Genomic DNA, 17,757 nt, shown 5'->3' with positions numbered 1-17,757 from the left:
GGGCGACGAGAGAAGCGGCGGCGAACGGACGCCTCAGGCGCGGACGGTCAGGCCGACCTTCTGAAATTCCTTCAGATCCGAGTACCCCGACTTCGCCATCGAGCGGCGCAGCCCGCCGACGAAGTTCAGCGAACCGAACGGGTCGTCGGACGGACCCGTGAGGACGCGGTCGAGCGACGGACGGTCACCGAACGAGACCGGCAGCATCGTGCCGCGCGGAACCGAGGGATGCGCCGCGGCCGACGGCCAATACCAGCCGCCACCGGGAGCCTCCGCCGCGACGGCCAGCGGTGCGCCCAGGACTGCGGCGTCCGCGCCACAGGCGATCGCCTTGGCGAGGTCGCCCGAGGAGGTGATGTCGCCGTCCGCGATAACGTGGACGTAGCGTCCACCCGTCTCGTCGAGGTAGTCACGGCGAGCAGCAGCGGCGTCCGCGATGGCCGTGGCCATCGGGAGACCGATGCCCAGCACCTCACCGGTGGTCGTGGCGCCCTCGGTGGAGCCGTATCCGACGATCACACCGGCCGCGCCCGTACGCATCAGGTGCAGCGCGGTGCGGTGATCGCTCACCCCACCGGCCACGACGGGGACGTCGAGCTCGGATATGAACGTCTTGAGGTTCAGCGGCTCGCTGTCGCCGTGCGCGACGTGCTCGGCGGAGATGATCGTGCCGTGCACGACCAGCAGGTCGATGCCCGCCTCGAGCAGCTGCGGGGTGAGCGCCCGGGCGTTCTGCGGGCTGACCCGAACCGCGGTCGTGACACCTGCGTCGCGGACCTGGGCCACGGCAGCGGCCAGAAGCCCCGGCTGCAACGGCGCGGCGTGCAGTTCCTGCAGCTTCTTGATCGGCGCCTCGACGTCGACGTCCGACTCGGCCAGCGCAACGAGTTCGGCGAGCTTCGCCTCGACGTCCGCATGCCGGCCCCACAGACCCTCACCGTTGATGACCCCGAGGCCACCACGCTTGCCGAGTTCGATCGCGAACGACGGCGACACGAGCGCGTCGGTCGGATGCGCCAGCACAGGAATGTCGAACCGGTATGCGTCGAGCTGCCAGGACGTCGACACCTCCTTGGAGGAGCGGGTCCGGCGGGAGGGGACGATGTCGATGTCGTCCAGCTCATAGGTTCGTCGGGCTGTTCGGCCCATGCCGATCTCAACGAGGTCGCGCACGCGCGCCCCTTTCTCGTGAATCGTGACTGGTTGCTAGCGAGCGGTGTAGTTGGGAGCTTCGACCGTCATCGTGATGTCGTGCGGGTGGCTCTCCTTCAGACCCGCAGCGGTGATCTGCACGAACTGCGCGTTCTGCAGTTCCTCGATCGACGACGCTCCCGTGTAGCCCATGGCGGCCCGCAGACCGCCCGTGAGCTGATGGGTGACCTGGGACAGCGGACCGCGGAACGCGACCCGGCCCTCGATGCCCTCCGGAACCAGCTTGTCCTCGGACAGCACGTCGTCCTGGAAGTAGCGGTCCTTGGAATACGACTTCGCGGCGCCACGGCTCTGCATCGCGCCGAGGGAACCCATGCCGCGGTAGCTCTTGTACTGCTTGCCGTTCACGAGGATCAGCTCGCCCGGCGACTCCGCGGTGCCCGCGAGCAGCGAACCGAGCATGGCCGTCGACGCGCCTGCCGCCAGGGCCTTCGCGATGTCGCCGGAGAACTGCAGTCCACCGTCGGCGATCACCGGCACACCGTGCGGCTTGGCTGCGGCGACCGCTTCGAGGATCGCAGTGATCTGCGGGGCGCCGACACCGGCGATGACGCGGGTGGTGCAGATGGAGCCGGGGCCGACACCGACCTTGACCGCGTCCACACCTGCCTCGATGAGAGCGGCCGCACCGCCGCGGGTGGCGACGTTGCCGCCGATGATCTGCACGCGCTCGTCAACCTCGGCCTTGAGCTTCGAGATCATGTCCAGCACGCCGGCCGAATGACCGTGGGCGCTGTCGACGACGAGCACGTCCACTCCGGCGTCGGTGAGAGCCATTGCGCGGCTCCACGCCTCGTCACCCACACCCACGGCGGCACCGACGAGGAGCCGGCCGTCGCGGTCCTTGGTGGCGTCCGGGTGCTGCTCGGTCTTCACGAAGTCCTTGACCGTGATGAGGCCGGTGAGCTTGCCCTGACCGTCCACGATCGGCAGCTTCTCGATCTTGTGGCGGCGGAGCAGACCCAGCGCCACCTCCGCGGTGACACCCTCCTGCGCGGTGATCAGCGGGGCCTTCGTCATGACCTCGGACACGGCGCGGTTCTGGTCGACCTCGAAGCGCATGTCGCGGTTGGTGATGATGCCGACGAGCTGCCCCGCCTCGTCGGTGACCGGAAGTCCGGAGATCCGGAAGCGGGCGCACTTGGCGTCGACCTCGGCGAGAGTGTCGGACGGCTTGCAGGTGACCGGGTCGGTGACCATTCCCGCCTCGGACCGCTTGACCGTCTCCACCTGCCCGGCCTGGGCCTCCACCGACAGGTTGCGGTGCAGGACGCCCATGCCACCGGCGCGGGCCATGGCGATGGCCATCCGCGCCTCGGTGACGGTGTCCATCGCGGAGCTGACGAGCGGCACTCGCAGCCGGATGTCCCTGGTCAGCTGGCTGGACGTGTCGACCTGGCCGGGGATGACATTCGACGCCGCCGGCAAGAGCAGGACGTCGTCGTACGTGAGACCCAGCATCGCGACCTTGTTCGGGTCGTCACCGCCGGTGTGTACATGCCCTGCTGAACTTGTCATGCGGTTCGGGCCCTCCATGGAACATAGGTGCGGCGCCGGTGGCGCCGTCTGCGGACATTCAGATCTTCGATCTGGTGGAAACTTTCGGGAACACGGATACAAGAAAAAGGCCGGAGCGACGATCGATATTCCCAGCTCCACAAACCATGATATCGGCTCGACGCGATCACCACGGAGCCCACCCACGCTGGGCGTACGCCGAACGGCTGGCGCAGACCGGGCTGACCTGCGTACCGTGGTGCTGTGCGCGATCAACTGCCTCCAGGTCTGCCCCCGGACCCCTTCGCCGGCGACCCCGCCGACCCGTCCGCAGCTCTCGACGCGATCGAACCGGGCCAACCACTCGACCCCCACGAGCGTCTCGCCGTGGAGGAAGATCTGGCCGACCTCGCCGTGTACGAGGCGCTGCTGGCACATCGCGGGATCCGCGGTCTCGTCGTCTGCTGCGAAGACTGCCAGCAAGATCACTACCACGATTGGGACATGCTTCGTGCCAACCTCCTCCAGCTTCTGGTCGACGGCACCGTGCGCCCGCACGAGCCCGCCTACGACCCGACACCCGAGGCATACGTCACCTGGGACTACTGCCGCGGCTACGCGGACGCCTCGATGAACGACGCTCTGCACGGAGACGGTTTCGACGCCTGATCCGGCACAACCCGATACAGACCACTGTGGCCCGACACGCGAAGTGTCGGGCCACAGTGGTCTGTGCGGGAGGGCCGCCGAACCGCTAGCTGGTGGGCGGTAGCACCGGGACCGGGGTCGTGGTGGTGGGCAGCGGCACCGTCGAGGGCTCCTGCGGCGGCTGCTGGGTGGACGGCTCCGTCGCCGGAGTGTCCGAGGGCAGCGTCGGAACCAACATGATCGTGGGATCCGGGCTCATGGGCGGCACCGTTTCGGGCGGAGGCGGCGGCAGCGTGGGCAGCTGTGGCAGCGGGATGGGCGGCAGTCCCGGAATCTGCAGATCCGTCGGCAGGGTTCCCGGCAACTGCTCGATTCCCGGCAGTGTCGTCGAACCGGGTGTGCCCGGCACGGTGGCCGGCAACTCGGTGGCCTGCGTCGGCGCATCCGTCGTGGTGGTACCGGGCGTCGTCGTCGCAGGCGGCGTGGTGGGAGCGATCTTCTCGACCTCCGCGGCGAGCTTCGCCCGCCACACGTCGAGTTCGTTGCGCATGTCGGCGTCGCGTACCCCGCCGGAACGGTCGGCGGCGCCCTCGAGCAGGTTCTTCGCCGCCTCCGCGTCGCCCGCGGCGATCAGCCGCTCGGCCTCCTGCAGCTGCGACGCGGTGTCGATCTGCGCGACGGTCGAATCGGCCTGCTGGCTGAACACGACCGACTTGACGCTCCACAGCGGATCGCCGGGTGCGGCGTTGTACGAGAAGATGGTGGCGCCACCCATGACGACCGCGATCGCGGCGGCAGCGCCTGCGATGGGTCGCAACAAGCGGAGCTTGCTGCGGGCAGCGCTGCGTGCGGAACGGGCGTCCGAGGCGTCGATCGCCGCGATCACGTCGTCCAGCAGCGGCCCGGTCGGCATCGGCGTCGCCACGATGTCGGCGCGCCAATTGGTCAGCAGAAGCGCGAGCTCGTACTGTTCCGGCGAATCCGTTGCGACGGGACCGCCGCCGGCGATCGCGTCGATCAAAGCGTCGTCGCGGCGCACTGCCGCGACGTTCACCGGTGCGTCGTCTCCTGGGAGATCGGCATTGGGATTGCCGTTGCGCTTGATGCCCCTAGCCAAACCTCTCACCTGCCCTCGTCACTTCTTTTTTCAGTTTCGCGATGGCTCGGTGTTGAGCCACGCGGACAGCTCCCGCGGTACTACCCACGGCCGCGGCCGTCTCCTCGGCTGACATACCGACCACGAGGCGGAGGATCAAGATCTCCCGGTGCTTCTCCGGCAGCGTGCTCAGCAGTTCGTTCATCTGCCTGCTTGCTTCCGAGTCCAGCGCCCTCTGTTCGGGTCCGTCATCGTTGGCTACGACATCCGGTACTTCGGCGACGGGCTCCGACTTGTTACGGGCGGAGTTCCGATGCGCGTCGGCGACCTTGTGCGCGGCGATCCCGTAGACGAATGCCATGAACGGCCGGCCTTGATCCTCGTAACGAGGCAAGGCCGTCATCACGGCGAGGCACACTTCTTGTGCCACGTCGTCCGCGGAGAGTTGTCCCCTCTCCGCAGCACCGACCCTGGCTCTGCAGTAACGCACAACCAAGGGCCGAATGTTTTCCAGGACCAGAGCTAAAGCGGCCCGGTCACCCTGCGTTGCAGCGGCGACTGCGGAGTCCAACTCCTCGCTCGTATTAGTCATCGTTGCTGAATATCCTGGCGTTACAGTGGCACCTCCCCCGATGGGTGTGCTCCCGCTCTCAGCGGAACACTCCAAGAGTAACGGTGCGGACCGAACGGTATTCGCCCGGATTCGCAGCGATTCGCGCGCAACCCGGCCGCACGGGGCTCGACCAGCGGAGTCAGATTCGGAAGCGCCCACCTCGCGCCCTGATGACGGCTTCGCACTCCGTACGCACGGCCTCCGCAGGTGAGTCGGATGTCACACCACTCAGCACCATCGCAGCTGCCCACTTCAGAGGTATCAAGCCGTACCGATCGCACCGCTCGAGCACATCCGCGGCAAGCCGCGCCGCCGGACCCGAATCGGGCTCCCCCGTCATGGACGCGCTCCGCAGCAGATCCGATTTGACGCGGTGTCGCGCAGATCCGGCGGCCTCCGAAATTTCCGCAGCGGTCTCGGCGTGGCGGCGCGCCGAGGCGAAGTCTCCGCCCGCGAGAAACAACTCCGCACTCACCCAGTGCCTGCGGACGCGCTGGCGCCACAGCTCGTCGGGAGCACGCTCGTCCAGATGCTCGGAGCACCTGCCGAGAAGCCGCCGGCCCAGTGCCAGCCGGCCGCACCCCAGCGCGTCGGCGGCCAGCCCCGTCAGCGCGTCGCACCGCGCTTCGCGAACCAGGACGCCGTCCTCGTCGCCCGGACGCGTCCCGACGGCGGCGAGAGCCCGGCCGTCGAACCCGGACGCCACACCGTGCCAGCCGAGCTGCCTCAGCAACGACGCCTGCGTGCTCCAGGCGAGCGAGACGACCGCAGGCTCGGCCACCCCGCCCCGCGTCAGTGCGTCCAGCTCTGCGCGGGATCGGGCGTAGTGCCCCCGGGCACCCCACGCCACCGCTCGCATCCAGCGCTCGACGGGAACGTCGGACGCCGGCAGCGGGCACGCGCCCGGGTCGGCGCCGAAAGCCGCGCGGATCAACGAATTCGTGGCGTCGGAACGGAGACTGGAGTCGGGCACGCCGAGATCATCGCATCGTCCGGCCGCCCCGCGGTCAGGTGACCGCGGTGACGGCGTCCACGGCCTCGTCCAGCGTGCCCAGCACCGCGATCGATCGGGGCAGCGACTGCGTCCGGCATCCAGGGCCGCCCGCGAGCATCGTCAACCCGGTGCGCCTGCGGCGGATCGCCCGCAGGAGAGACGGGAGGTCGCATCCGGCGGCGGGAAACCACAGGACGATCGCGTCCGGCTCGGTGTTGGTCACGGCAGCGAGAAGCGCCGACCGGCACAGGGGCAGCGCGATCCGCGTGTCCACCGCGGCCGTGGCCAGGGCGGCGCCCAGGGCCCGGAATTCGAGGCTGTACGGGTCGGCGGGAACTGAGTCCGATAGATCCGCCGGCACGTGCACGAGCAGGACACGGCCACCACCGCCGATCGGCGCGTCCAGCGTCATCGTGGACAGGATTCCTGCAACGCATTCGGCGAATACGCGGACACTCGCAGCCGCAGCCTCCGAATTCCTGCCCTCGTCCGCCCATTCGAGCACCGGAACGACCAGGGTCGTCCACATGGAGCTGAATCCCCGCTCCGCGACGGCCCGCACGACGATCCGCCGGATTGTCACGACGTCTCGCGCCAGCAACGCACCCGATAAATTCCGGACGGACGCCTCGGCGCCGCCGAGGCCGGAAAAGGATGACAAAAGGTTCGACGGGTCTGTTTCCGTCCCGTTCACCGAGTTGTCACCCAGATTTTTCACACCCGGTCGGTGGTCGCTTTCTGACGAATATGTAGCCATTGCGTTAATCGCATATCTCGCGGCCTCCGCGGAGTTTGCACCACCGTCCAGAGCGTGTTGCATGCATTCGAGCCGGGCAACGTCGCGCGGCGTGTATCGCCGGTGACTTCCCTGCGCGTGCACGGAGGGTCCGATGCCGTATCTGCGGTCCCAGGTGCGGAGCGTCGACGGAGCGACCCCGAGCTTTCTGGCCAGGGCGGATACCGAGATCGTCGGTCCCTCGTCCGGGGGTCCGGAAGGGGGCTGGGTGTGAGGCTCCGCGGGCTGGGGCACCCGCACATCGTCGCCCGTGACCGGGGGTCTTTCAACCCGAAACGGAATCACGGAACCGCGGGAAAGTAAATATTTTCCAGGTTAACTTTCAGCTCGTGGGATATGTAAATCGCCACTGTGAACAACTATTGACGCGATTTCACAACCGACTCTACGGTTAGCGACGTGAATGATTAGTGGCTTGAACGTACCTACGAGCCCACGGTCCGCTCGTCGCCCGAGGCGAGCTTGCAGCTAAGGAGTCCACATGCCTGCACCCAACCACCTGCCCGGCCCGAACGCCGATATCTGGGATTGGCAGATGCACGGACTGTGCCGCGGGGTCGACTCCTCGATGTTCTTCCATCCCGACGGAGAGCGTGGCCGGGCGCGCGCGCAGCGGGAGACCCGCGCCAAGGAGATGTGCAGACGCTGCCCGGTCCTCGCCCAGTGCCGCAATCACGCGCTGAGCGTGTCCGAGCCGTACGGGATCTGGGGCGGAATGTCCGAAACGGAACGCGAGATGCACGCCCGGCACAGACGCGGCCGGATAGCCGTCTGACCGCTTCACCACACTCACCGGGGAACCCTCGTCGCCGCGCGGGGGTTCCCCGCGTCACATCGACACCCTCGACACCCATCCACCGCGACGCGGTCTCCGAATGCCTACCGGCTGGAGGAGATGAGTGGATGTGCACGCTACCGTGGTTCTCGATGAAGCGAGACGACCTCCGGTGACGAACCCCGAGGGCAACACTCCAGCGGCCGACGTGTGCTCGGCGGACGCAGCCGGGGCACACCGGGCCCGAACCACCGAATCCACCGAGCTCCACGACACCATGGCCCGCGTCGCGAACGGGGACGCCGACGCGTTCGCCGAACTCTACGACCGGACGAGCGCCCGGGTACACGGCATGGTTCTGCGGGTCCTGCGCGACCCCGGGTACGCGGAGGAGACGACACAGGAGGTCTTCCTCCAGGCGTGGCGCACCGCATCGAACTTCGATCCGGCCCGCGGCTCCGTACTGTCCTGGCTGATGACGCTCGCGCACCGCCGGGCGGTCGACCGCGTGCGGTCGGAGCAGGCGGGCACCGACCGCGAGACGCTCTACGAGACCACCAACATCGCCGGGCCGTTCGACCACGTCACCGAGGAGGTGACCCGCCGGCTCGAGCATCAATCGGTGCTCGCCTGCCTGGACTCGCTCACGGACACGCAGCGTGAGTCCGTCGCGATGGCGTACTACGACGGCCGCACCTACCGGGAGGTCGCCTCCCAGCTGGGGGTCGCCCTGTCCACGGTGAAGACGCGCATCCGTGACGGACTGACGCGTCTTCGCGGGTGCCTGGGGGGTCTGTGACATGAACGACGAACTCGTGGGCATGGCCTACCCGTACGCACTCGATGCACTGGACGACAGTGAGCGCCGCGAACTCGACACCGATCTCGCAACCACCGACGAGGACACCCGCTCCACGTTCACCGACGAGGTCCGGCGGATCCGCGAAGCGTTCGCGGTGGTGAGTGCAGTGGGAGCCGTCGACCCCCCGCCCCGGGTGCGGACGCGAGTCCTCGACGAGGTCAGGCAATCCGCGTCCGGGCCGACATCGCTCACCGAACGCCGCACCCGCCGGCGCCGCTGGCAGGTCGCCGTCGCCGCCGCCGCGGCCGTCGGGGTGCTCGCCGGCGGAACGGTGATCGTCCGGCAGCTCACGGAAGGTCCGGCGCCGACCGTGGCGGAGCAGGTTCTCGACGCCTCCGACGTGCACTCGTCGACGAGTGCGATCGCGGCCGGCGGGTCCGCGACCGCCAACTACTCGAAGTCGCAGGACGCGGTGGTGTTCGTGCTGGACGGTGTCGCCCCGCCCAGCGCCGACACCGTGTACCAGCTGTGGCTGATGCCGGCGTCCGGGGACGCGCCCGTGCCCGCGGGAACCCTCTCTCCCGGAGAGGTGCAGCCGACCACGACGATCGTCCTCGACGACGTGGGGTCGATGTCGAAGCTGGCCGTCACCGTCGAACCGCCCGGAGGATCACCCCAGCCGACGTCGGAACCGTTCGCGGTGCTGCAACTGAGCTGAGCCGGCGCCTGCCGGCAGAAGAAACCCCCGCGCGGTGATCCGCACGGGGGTTTCTTCGCTCGAACGATCGGAGCCGATCGGTCGCGACGGGCAGAGCCTAGTGGCTGTGCCCGTGACCGGTCTGCTGCTCGTCCTCTTCCGCCGGCTTCTCGACCACGGCGCTCTCCGTGGTGAGGATCATCCGCGCGACCGAGGCCGCGTTGACGACCGCGGAGCGGGTGACCTTCACGGGGTCGACGACACCGTCGGCGAGCAGGTCGCCGTAGGTCAGGGTCGCGGCGTTGAAACCGTCGCCCTTGGGCTGCTCGGCAACCTTGCTGGTGACGACGGAACCGTCGAGACCGGCATTGCTGGCGATCCAGTACAGCGGCGCCTGCAGTGCTTCGCGCACGACCTTGACGCCCGTGGCCTCGTCACCGGTCAGACCGAGGTTGTCGGCCAGCTCGGTGCTCGCCTGGACGAGGGCGGAACCGCCACCGGGGACGATGCCCTCGGCGACAGCAGCCTTCGCGGCGTTGACGGCGTCCTCGACGCGGAACTTGCGCTCCTTGAGGTCCGTCTCCGTGGCCGCGCCGACCTTGATGACGGCGACGCCACCGGCCAGCTTCGCCAGACGCTCTTCGAGCTTCTCGCGATCCCAGTCGGAGTCGGTGTTCTCGATCTCGCGGCGCAGCTGCGCGACGCGACCCTTGATGTCGTCGTCGGTTCCGGCGCCGTCGACGATCGTGGTCTCGTCCTTGCTGACCACGACGCGGCGTGCGCTGCCGAGCAGGTCCAGCCCGGCGTCCTTCAGCGTGAGGCCGACGTCGGAGTTGATGACCGTGCCACCGGTGACGACGGCGAGGTCGTCGAGGAACGCCTTCCGGCGGTCACCGAAGAACGGCGCCTTGACGGCGACGGCCTTGATGGTCTTCCGGATGGAGTTGACCACGAGCGTCGAGAGCACCTCGCCCTCGACGTCCTCCGCGATGATGAGGAGGGGCTTGCCGCTCTCGGCAACCTTCTCCAGCAGCGGCAGGAAATCGGGCAGGGACGTGATCTTCTCGCGGTACAGCAGCACGAGAGCGTCCTCGTACACGGCCTTCTGTGCATCGAGGTCCGTGACGAAGTACGGCGACAGGTATCCCTTGTCGAACTGGACGCCCTCGGTGATCACGAGCTCGGTCGCCAGGGTCGAGGATTCCTCGACCGTCACGACGCCGTCGGTGCCGACGCGGGTGAGCGCCTCGCCGACCATTTCGCCGATCTCCTCGTCACGCGAGGACACGGTCGCGACCTGGGCGATGGACGTCTTGCCCTCGACCGGCTTCGCGGCGGCGAGGAGTGCCTCGACGACCTTGTCGGCCGCGGCGTTGATGCCGATGCCGAGCGCCATCGGGTTCGCACCCGCGGCGATGTTCTTCAGACCGCCCCGCACGATGGCCTGAGCCAGCACGGTCGCGGTGGTGGTTCCGTCGCCTGCGACGTCGTTGGTCTTGGTGGCGACGCTCTTGACGAGCTGCGCGCCGAGGTTCTCGAACGGGTCCTCGAGCTCGATTTCCCGGGCGATGCTGACGCCGTCGTTGGTGACGGTCGGGCCGCCGAAGGCCTTCGCCAGCACTACGTGGCGGCCACGCGGACCCAAGGTCACCTTGACCGCGTCGGCAAGCTTGTCGACTCCACGCTCGAGAGACCGGCGTGCGACCTCGTTGAACTCAATCTGCTTGGACATGTGTTCTGTCTTCTCCTGGATCTCAGGGTTACGCGCGTGAACGCACTCCGCCCCGGGATCCTGTGGGGACTCCGGGGCGGATCACGTATGGCTTACTTGGAGACGACAGCCAGCACGTCGCGTGCCGACAGGATCAGGTACTCCTGGCCGGCGTACTTGATCTCGGTTCCGCCGTAYTTGGAGTAGATGACCGTGTCACCCTCCTTGACGTCGACCGGGATGCGGTTGCCCTGCTCGTTGACGCGGCCTTCGCCGACTGCGACGACGGTGCCCTCCTGGGGCTTCTCCTTGGCCGTGTCGGGAATGACCAGGCCGGAGGCAGTCGTCGTCTCAGCCTCGTTGGCCTGGACGAGGATCTTGTCCTCGAGCGGCTTGATGTTGACGCTCGCCACGATGAGCCCTCCACTTTGGGGTATGCGGGTCCGGAGACTTCTCCGGACTCCTGTTTGAGTGTTCCGTTTACGGCACTTCACACAGCCCCGTCGTCGCGGGTGCCGGAGCTCGATCGGCGCCACTTGGCACTCTATACGTGAGAGTGCCAACGCTCAAGGAGAAGGGGGTGGTAAACCGCGCCGACCGAATGTCGGCCTGTCTCACGGGTCGTCACCTAAGGTTCGTCTGGTGTCTGACATCAATCGGCGTAGATTCCTGACATTTGCCGGACTCGGGGCGATCGGAACAGTGGGATTCGGAGCACGCCCGTGGGGGTTGCAGTACGCGGGCGCGGCGCCTCTTCCCACGTCCGGGGCCGGCACCACCCTCGAAGCGGTGGCCGTCCCCCTCGGCAGCTCCGGCTACCGCAGGCTCGGCGCGGGACCGGGGTGGCCGACGATCGTCCGCACCGAACTCGCCGAGGCGCGCAGCGGGCGCGAGGACCGGCGCACCGCCCTCGCCTCCCTCGTCCAGCTCACGGACGTCCACCTGGTCGACGCCCAGTCCCCGATGCGTTTCGAATACGTGCACCCCTTCACGGGGTCCGCGTTCCGCCCGCACGAGACACTCACCGCACAGGGCCTCGTCGCCCTGGTCGCACGCGTCAACGCGCTCGCGTCCGGCCCGCACACCCAGCGCCCGTTCGACGCGGTCGTGAGTACCGGCGACAACACCGACAACAAGGAGTTCGCCGAACTCGGCTGGTTCCTCACCGCACTCAACGGCGGCACCATCGTCCCCAACACGGGCGCACCCGACCGCTACGAAGGCGTGCAGAACTCGGGTGCGGAACTGTACTGGAACCCGGAGTCCTCCCTCCAGGACATGTACAAGAAGGCCGGGTTCCCCGAGATACCCGGCCTGCTCGGCGCGGCGATCTCTCCCGTCACGAGCCCCGGCCTCCGCACCCCCTGGTATTGCGTCTTCGGCAATCACGACGACTCGGTGCAGGGCACCGTCCCGAGCGGCATCCCACCGCTCGAAGCGATGTACACCGGTTCTCTGAAGTTCGAGGTCCCGGGATCGCCGGAAGAGGCGAAGGCGGTCGACATCGCGACCAGGTTCGATCCCGGCGCCATTCCCGCCGCCCTGTCCGCGATCACGACCCCAGCGCGGGTCGTCACACCCGACCCCGCACGCGCCCCGTTCACTCCCCGCCAGTTCATCGCCGCCCACCTGGACCCGGCCAACACCGGCCCCGGACCGGTCGGCCACGGTTTCGCACCGGACGCCGGCGAGACCGGGATCGGCTACTACTCGTTCGAGATCGCACCCGGCGTGGTCGGCATCAGCATGGATTCCACCAACCGGGCGGGGTTCGTCGACGGCTCGCTCGGTGCGGCGCAGTTCCGGTGGATCGAGGACACTCTGGTGGCCGGCAGCAGCCGGTACTTCGACACGGCCGGCAATCCGGTGACGCAGGCACGCAGCGACACCTGGTTCGTCCTGTTCAGCCACCACACCAGCGGCAGCATGGACAACGTCGTCCCCGACCCCTCCGCCCCGGCGGAACCCCGGATCCGGGGTTCGCGACTGGTGGATCTGCTGCACCGATTCCCGAACGTCCTCGCCTGGGTCAACGGACACACCCACGAGAACCGGATCACACCGTGGCCCGGATCGACTCCGGAACAATCGTTCTGGGAGATCAACACGGCCTCGCACATCGACTTCCCCCAGCACGGGCGAATCATCGAGGTGGTCGACAACGTCGACGGAACCGTGTCGCTGCTCACGACACTGTTCGAGGCCGACAGCCCCTACTCCGTCGACCACACCGATCTCTCACCGCTCGGGTTGGCGTCGCTGTACCGGGAGTTGTCGTTCAACGACATTCACGCCGACCCCGACCTGCTCGGCGGGACACCCGACCGGAACGTCGAACTGGTGCTGGCGTCGGGTCGCTAGGTCCGGCGCCTGCGGGCCCAGTCGACGGCCGCGACGACCGCGCGGATGCCGACGCCGAGAAGGATCAGGTTTCCGATGATCTGCACACTCACGACGGCTCGCGATGGATCGGTCGTCGCGGCGATGTCGCCGAACCCGACGGTCGAGAAGACGGTGAGCGAGAAGTACAACGCACCCATGCGTGTGAGGGGTTCGGAGAAGTAACCCGGATCGCTTTCGGACATCAGGCAATATCCTGCCGAGAACCCGAGCAGGTACAGCGGCAGGATCAGGGCCAGTGCCTCGATCGCCTGGAGCGCCGGTACGTCGGACCGGACGATCCGGCGGATCTGCCAGACCGCGACCGCCGCGACCGCGAGCAAACCGCCGGCCAGGAAGAACACACCCGACATGTCCCCGAACGAGGTCCACGGCAGGGCGAAGTAGACCACGAGGCACAGGACGACAGTGACCAATGGGCGCAGAAGTGCACGCAGCAGAAGCCGTCGGCGCTCGCGTCTCGTGAGGTTGCGAAAATCGCTGGCGCGTCGCATGAGATTCCTTTGGACAACTGTGCAGGTGAGACCGGATATCGAGCGCCATCCTCGTCTTCTGCGGCCGAAAGTCGGGAGCGAAATCCGTTTGTTTTCTGTAACGTTCAGATAACAGTCGCCGATTCAACGGGCAGGGATTCCCCGCTGAACAGGGCGTTCCGACAGAGATGGCAGGTCACGCGTCGAAAACGTGAGGGGGTGTGTGATGGGGATGTCCTTGGGGATGTCCACCGGTGCGTCCGGTGTGGGTTCCGCCCTCGTCACCACGGCCTCGAACGGTACGCAGAACGTCGAGTTCCGTTACCTGTCCGCCGATCAGGCGCACACCGACCTCGGTGACCTGGTCCGCTCGTCGATCGCGCTGATGACCACCCAGGTCCCTGCCGACCCCACCACTCCCGACGCGTTCGCCGTCGCGTACCGCACGGCGGAACAGGCGCATTCGATCCGCAGCGCCGTCAGCAGGCAGCGGCACCGCGTGCATCTCGTGCCCGAGACCGCCGCCACGCTCACCTACCTGCGGCACACCGGCGAGGTCGCCCAGCATGCCACGGTCGCGATCGTCGACTTCGGCGAGTCCGGACTGTCCGTCGCCGTCGTCGATCAGGTCGACGGCACCGTCCTGCACACCGACCGCACGAGCCGTGTGAGCGGCACCGGAATCGACGACCTCGTCTTCCACCACGTCGTCGGCAGCCTCTCGACCCCGCATCCCCTTCGGCACCTGGACCGCGATCTGCTCTCGGCGCGGTGCCGCGTCGCCAAGGAGCAGTTGTCCTCGGAGCCGAACGCGCACGTCGACATCGACCTGCAGGGCATCCGCCCGATCGAGATCAGCCGCACCAGGTTCGACGAGATCGCCGCACCCACTGTCCGGGTCGCGGTGGAGTTCATCCGCGCCACCGTCGCCGACTCCCCACGTCAACCGGACGCCTTTGCCCTCGTCGGTGGTGGCGCGAACATTCCCGCGATCACTTCCGCCGTCGCCGACGCATTCGCCGCACGGGTTGTCGTGCTGCCCGAACCCGACACGGCGACCGCGAAAGGTGCGGCGTTGCTCGCCGTCTCCTCGGCCATCCGCGACTACCCGGCCACCGAGTCGAACCGCCCCGGTTCGGCTGCCAAGGTGTCGGGGGCACTCGTCGGCGCCCTCGTGGTCGGAGGTCTCGTTCTCGGGTACGGCGTCAAGGAACTCGCGCCCGCGCCGGATCCCAATGTCTCCCCCGCGGGGACCGACATGTTCCAGACCACCGAGCAGGTCACGACAACGACAACGGACGAACCTCCCGCCACGCGGATTCCGTCGTACGATCCGACGCCGACGTCGGAGTTCTACCCGAATCAGGTTGCGCCGCCCACGTCCGAACCGCAGACGGACCGGACCTCCGAGCGGACGCCCGATTCGACGAGCGAGACCACGACACCGCGCACCACCACCCCGGTGCCGACACCCACGGCGCCGCCGCGTCCGACGCTGCCGGGAACGAACCCGCCGCAGCCCTCGTGGCCGCACATCGAATGGCCCGCGATTCCGCCGCTGTGGCCGCAGGTTCCGGGGGAATCCACGCCGAACGAACCGAGCCCCGTCGCGCCCGCACCCGACGTTCCCGAGGTGGCACCGCCGCCTGCGGAGACGCCCGCCGCTCCCGCGGAACCCAGTACACCCGCGGCACCCGAGGGACTCTTCCCGATGGTCCCGGCGCCGGGCACGGTCGCTCCGAGTCCCGATGCGTCGCAACCGAGTGGTGCTCAGCCCGGTGAGGCGCTCACTCCCCCGGCCACGCAGACCGTCACGATTCCGGTCAGCTGAACACCTGACTGGTCGCCACCGACAGTCCGGGGTCGCTGGCCACGGTCAGCAGGGACGGCGCGGCGCCGCCGGCGATCAGATGCGCGCCGAGCGAGGCGATCATCACTCCGTTGTCGGTGCACAGGCGCGGTTTCGGTACCCGCAGGGTCAGTCCGGCGTCGGCGCAACGTTCCTCGGCGAGTGCGCGGATGCGGGAGTTGGCCGTGGCGCCGCCACCGAGAACCAGCGTGTCCACGCCGACGTCGCGGGCTGYCCGCACCGCTTTCATCGTCAGCACGTCCGCCACGGCCTCCTGGAAGCTCGCGGCGATATCCGGCACCGAGCACACCTCCCCTGCCCGCTCCTTGGACTCCACGTACCGTGCGACAGCCGTTTTCAGCCCGGAGAACGAGAAGTCGTGCCGGGCGTCCCGGGGCCCGGTCATACCGCGCGGGAAGGGGATGGCGTTGCGGTCGCCGTCCTGCGCCGCGGCGTCGAGAGCGGGGCCACCGGGGAATCCGAGGCCGAGGAGGCGGGCCACCTTGTCGAAGGCTTCGCCGGCGGCGTCGTCCACGGTGGTGCCGAGTTCGACGATGGGCTTCGCAAGATCCTCGACGTGCAGGAGGTGGGTGTGCCCACCGGACACGAGCAGTGCCACGCACGGCGGCATCGGTCCGTGTTCGAGGGTGTCGACCGAGACGTGACCGCCGAGGTGGTTCACCGCGTAGAACGGGACGTCCCACGCCGCCGCATAGGCTTTCGCGGCCGCGACACCGACGAGCAGGGCGCCGGCCAGACCGGGTCCGATGGTGACGGCGAGAGCGTCCGGCTTGGCGATCCCGGCGGCGGCGAGGGCGCGCCGCATCGTCGGGACGATCGCCTCGAGGTGCGCACGGGACGCGACCTCCGGCACCACCCCGCCGTACCGTGCGTGCTCTTCGACGCTGGATGCGACCTCGTCCGCGAGGAGTTCGCACGTTCCGTCACCGTTCCACCGGACGATGCCGACTCCGGTCTCGTCACAAGAGCTTTCGATCCCCATGACGATCATTGCACCGGCTCCTCACCCGATCCGGGGCGACGCATCGTGAAGGCGTCCGCACCGCTCGGTTGGTAGTACTTCTTACGGGTTCCCACGATCTCGAATCCTTCACGTCGGTAGAGGGCGATCGCCGCGTCGTTGTCGGTGCGCACTTCGAGAAACACCGGGCCACCCCGGGTGTCGGCCACTCGGAGGAGCTCGTCGAGGAGGGCGCCGCCGATCCCCCGGCGCTGACACGCCGGATCCGTTCCGATCGTGTGTATCTCGGATTCGGGATGTGAACCGTCACCCAGCAGGGCGATTCCGGCGTACCCGACGACGTGGCCGGTGTCGTCCCGCGCCACGGTGTAGTGCACGTGCGGGGCGGCCAGTTCCGCCCTGAATGCGCGTGCGCTCCAGGGTCCGTCACCGGCGAAGAGGAGTGTCTCGAGCTCCGCGCACCGTTCGGCGTCGGCGGCCGCCATCGGTTCGATGCGGAAAGTCATTTCTTCCGGTCCGCCAGTTCGACCGCGTCCGGGCGCCGCAGGTAGAGCGGTACGAGCGCCGCCGGGGCGGCATCACTGAACAGGGCCTCCGCGGCCACCGCGACCAGTCCTGCGGGCGATGGTGTTTCCACGGGCTCGACCGGGAGATCGAAGAAGTCGACGTGTGACGGCGATCCCGCCACCACCTCGGACGGCATCGGCTCGAGTTCGCGCGGCTTCACCACCGCGGGACCTTCTACCCGCACCCCTGCCGAATAGCGCGCCCAGTACACCTCACGCCGCCGTGCATCCGTGACGACGAGCAGATTCCGGTCGCCGTCCACCTGCGCGGCGATGGCGTCGAGGCTGCACACGCCGTGGGCCGGAATGCCGAGGGCGTCGGCGAACGCGGCGGCGGTGGCCATCCCCACGCGCAGTCCGGTGAACGGCCCGGGTCCGGCGCCGACCACCACTGCGTCGAGGTCCGCGGCGACGTGCCCCGACTCGGTGAGGCATTCGAGGATGTGCGGGGTGAGCACTTCCGCGTGGGCGCGCGGGTTGACCGTCACGCGCACCGCGAGGGTGTGCACCGCCTCCACCGATGCGGAATCGGYCGAAACCCGGACGACTCCGGCGGTCACGGCAGGCGTGGACGTGTCGATGGCGAGAACAAGCACGGTAACTGAGGGTACTCGCACGTCAGAACCGCTCCCGACACCCGACCCCG

Annotated in this window: 18 protein-coding genes and 1 pseudogene; 6 read left to right on the top strand and 13 right to left on the bottom strand. The window is 68.3% G+C overall.

All coding sequences use genetic code 11. The features are described 5' to 3' along the window. Window positions 1-33 precede the first annotated feature (33 nt). Both AC1D1G_RS16230 and guaB read right to left on the bottom strand, forming a co-directional pair. Entirely contained in the window at window positions 34-1,173 is a 1,140-nt protein-coding gene (locus AC1D1G_RS16230) for a GuaB3 family IMP dehydrogenase-related protein (protein WP_005257142.1), read from the bottom strand. Between the two features lie 33 nt (window positions 1,174-1,206). Further along, window positions 1,207-2,730, bottom strand: coding sequence for an IMP dehydrogenase (gene guaB / locus AC1D1G_RS16225; RefSeq protein ID WP_037244801.1), 1,524 nt, complete (start codon window positions 2,728-2,730; stop codon window positions 1,207-1,209). Window positions 2,731-2,973: 243 nt separating this feature from the next. Between guaB and AC1D1G_RS16220 the strand changes: the two genes are divergently transcribed. Then, window positions 2,974-3,378, top strand: coding sequence for a DUF5319 domain-containing protein (locus AC1D1G_RS16220; RefSeq protein ID WP_005239778.1), 405 nt, complete (start codon window positions 2,974-2,976; stop codon window positions 3,376-3,378). 85 nt (window positions 3,379-3,463) lie between these two features. Here the strand turns inward: AC1D1G_RS16220 and AC1D1G_RS16215 are convergent, their stop codons facing one another. The 5 genes and pseudogenes from AC1D1G_RS16215 to AC1D1G_RS16195 all read right to left on the bottom strand — a co-directional run. Beyond that, a complete protein-coding gene (locus AC1D1G_RS16215; RefSeq protein ID WP_477952883.1) occupies window positions 3,464-4,483 on the bottom strand; it encodes an anti-sigma-D factor RsdA in 1,020 nt (339 codons plus the stop codon). Next, entirely contained in the window at window positions 4,467-5,045 is a 579-nt protein-coding gene (locus AC1D1G_RS16210) for a sigma-70 family RNA polymerase sigma factor (RefSeq protein WP_005239770.1), read from the bottom strand. Before AC1D1G_RS16210 ends, AC1D1G_RS16215 begins: the two co-directional genes overlap by 17 nt. A gap of 160 nt (window positions 5,046-5,205) precedes the next feature. Then, a complete protein-coding gene (locus AC1D1G_RS16205) occupies window positions 5,206-6,039 on the bottom strand; it encodes a hypothetical protein (protein ID WP_477952882.1) in 834 nt (277 codons plus the stop codon). Between the two features lie 34 nt (window positions 6,040-6,073). Beyond that, a complete protein-coding gene (locus AC1D1G_RS16200) occupies window positions 6,074-6,643 on the bottom strand; it encodes a transcriptional regulator (RefSeq protein WP_317569269.1) in 570 nt (189 codons plus the stop codon). Between the two features lie 198 nt (window positions 6,644-6,841). Beyond that, window positions 6,842-7,090 (bottom strand): annotated as a pseudogene (locus tag AC1D1G_RS16195) (MerR family transcriptional regulator); the annotation flags it as partial. Between the two features lie 247 nt (window positions 7,091-7,337). Here AC1D1G_RS16195 and AC1D1G_RS16190 point away from each other — a divergent pair. The 3 genes from AC1D1G_RS16190 to AC1D1G_RS16180 all read left to right on the top strand — a co-directional run bounded on the left by AC1D1G_RS16190 (window position 7,338) and on the right by AC1D1G_RS16180 (window position 9,151). Then, the gene (locus tag AC1D1G_RS16190) at window positions 7,338-7,631 is read left to right on the top strand and encodes a WhiB family transcriptional regulator (RefSeq protein WP_005239766.1); all 294 of its coding nucleotides are present in this window, start codon (window positions 7,338-7,340) and stop codon (window positions 7,629-7,631) included. A gap of 172 nt (window positions 7,632-7,803) precedes the next feature. Beyond that, window positions 7,804-8,430 (top strand): sigma-70 family RNA polymerase sigma factor, encoded by a 627-nt coding sequence (locus tag AC1D1G_RS16185; protein ID WP_283333004.1) that lies wholly within the window; start codon window positions 7,804-7,806, stop codon window positions 8,428-8,430. Between the two features lies 1 nt (window position 8,431). After that, the gene (locus AC1D1G_RS16180; protein ID WP_283333003.1) at window positions 8,432-9,151 is read left to right on the top strand and encodes an anti-sigma factor; all 720 of its coding nucleotides are present in this window, start codon (window positions 8,432-8,434) and stop codon (window positions 9,149-9,151) included. A 97-nt stretch (window positions 9,152-9,248) separates the two neighbouring features. Here the strand turns inward: AC1D1G_RS16180 and groL are convergent, their stop codons facing one another. After that, window positions 9,249-10,862 (bottom strand): chaperonin GroEL, encoded by a 1,614-nt coding sequence (gene groL / locus AC1D1G_RS16175; RefSeq protein ID WP_477952877.1) that lies wholly within the window; start codon window positions 10,860-10,862, stop codon window positions 9,249-9,251. Window positions 10,863-10,954: 92 nt separating this feature from the next. Beyond that, window positions 10,955-11,254: a co-chaperone GroES gene (gene groES, locus AC1D1G_RS16170; RefSeq protein ID WP_003940763.1), complete on the bottom strand. Its 300-nt coding sequence runs from the start codon at window positions 11,252-11,254 to the stop codon at window positions 10,955-10,957. Between the two features lie 229 nt (window positions 11,255-11,483). Between groES and AC1D1G_RS16165 the strand changes: the two genes are divergently transcribed. After that, entirely contained in the window at window positions 11,484-13,202 is a 1,719-nt protein-coding gene (locus tag AC1D1G_RS16165) for a TIGR03767 family metallophosphoesterase (protein ID WP_477952876.1), read from the top strand. Here AC1D1G_RS16165 and AC1D1G_RS16160 read toward each other — a convergent pair. After that, on the bottom strand, window positions 13,199-13,735 hold the full coding sequence (locus tag AC1D1G_RS16160; protein ID WP_283353391.1) for a potassium channel family protein: 537 nt from the start codon (window positions 13,733-13,735) through the stop codon (window positions 13,199-13,201). The genes AC1D1G_RS16165 and AC1D1G_RS16160 overlap by 4 nt on opposite strands. A gap of 205 nt (window positions 13,736-13,940) precedes the next feature. Here AC1D1G_RS16160 and AC1D1G_RS16155 point away from each other — a divergent pair, with 205 nt between their 5' ends. Further along, entirely contained in the window at window positions 13,941-15,545 is a 1,605-nt protein-coding gene (locus tag AC1D1G_RS16155) for a DUF7159 family protein (protein ID WP_477952875.1), read from the top strand. On the opposite strand, the gene tsaD is transcribed toward AC1D1G_RS16155, so the two are convergent. From tsaD to tsaB, 3 genes are read right to left on the bottom strand one after another with little or no spacing between them, the layout of a single operon-like run. Further along, complete coding sequence (tsaD, locus tag AC1D1G_RS16150; RefSeq protein ID WP_477952873.1) at window positions 15,538-16,575, bottom strand: tRNA (adenosine(37)-N6)-threonylcarbamoyltransferase complex transferase subunit TsaD; 1,038 nt, start codon at window positions 16,573-16,575, stop codon at window positions 15,538-15,540. The two genes, AC1D1G_RS16155 and tsaD, sit on opposite strands and share 8 nt — an antisense overlap. After that, window positions 16,572-17,051, bottom strand: coding sequence for a ribosomal protein S18-alanine N-acetyltransferase (gene rimI, locus AC1D1G_RS16145; protein ID WP_283353389.1), 480 nt, complete (start codon window positions 17,049-17,051; stop codon window positions 16,572-16,574). Before rimI ends, tsaD begins: the two co-directional genes overlap by 4 nt. Continuing rightward, entirely contained in the window at window positions 17,048-17,707 is a 660-nt protein-coding gene (tsaB, locus tag AC1D1G_RS16140; RefSeq protein ID WP_477952894.1) for a tRNA (adenosine(37)-N6)-threonylcarbamoyltransferase complex dimerization subunit type 1 TsaB, read from the bottom strand. Before tsaB ends, rimI begins: the two co-directional genes overlap by 4 nt. Between the last annotated feature and the right edge of the window lie 50 nt (window positions 17,708-17,757).

The sequence above is a fragment of the Rhodococcus sp. P3_B8 genome (assembly GCF_056402775.1).
This window is presented reverse-complemented; position numbering and strand designations above follow the sequence as displayed.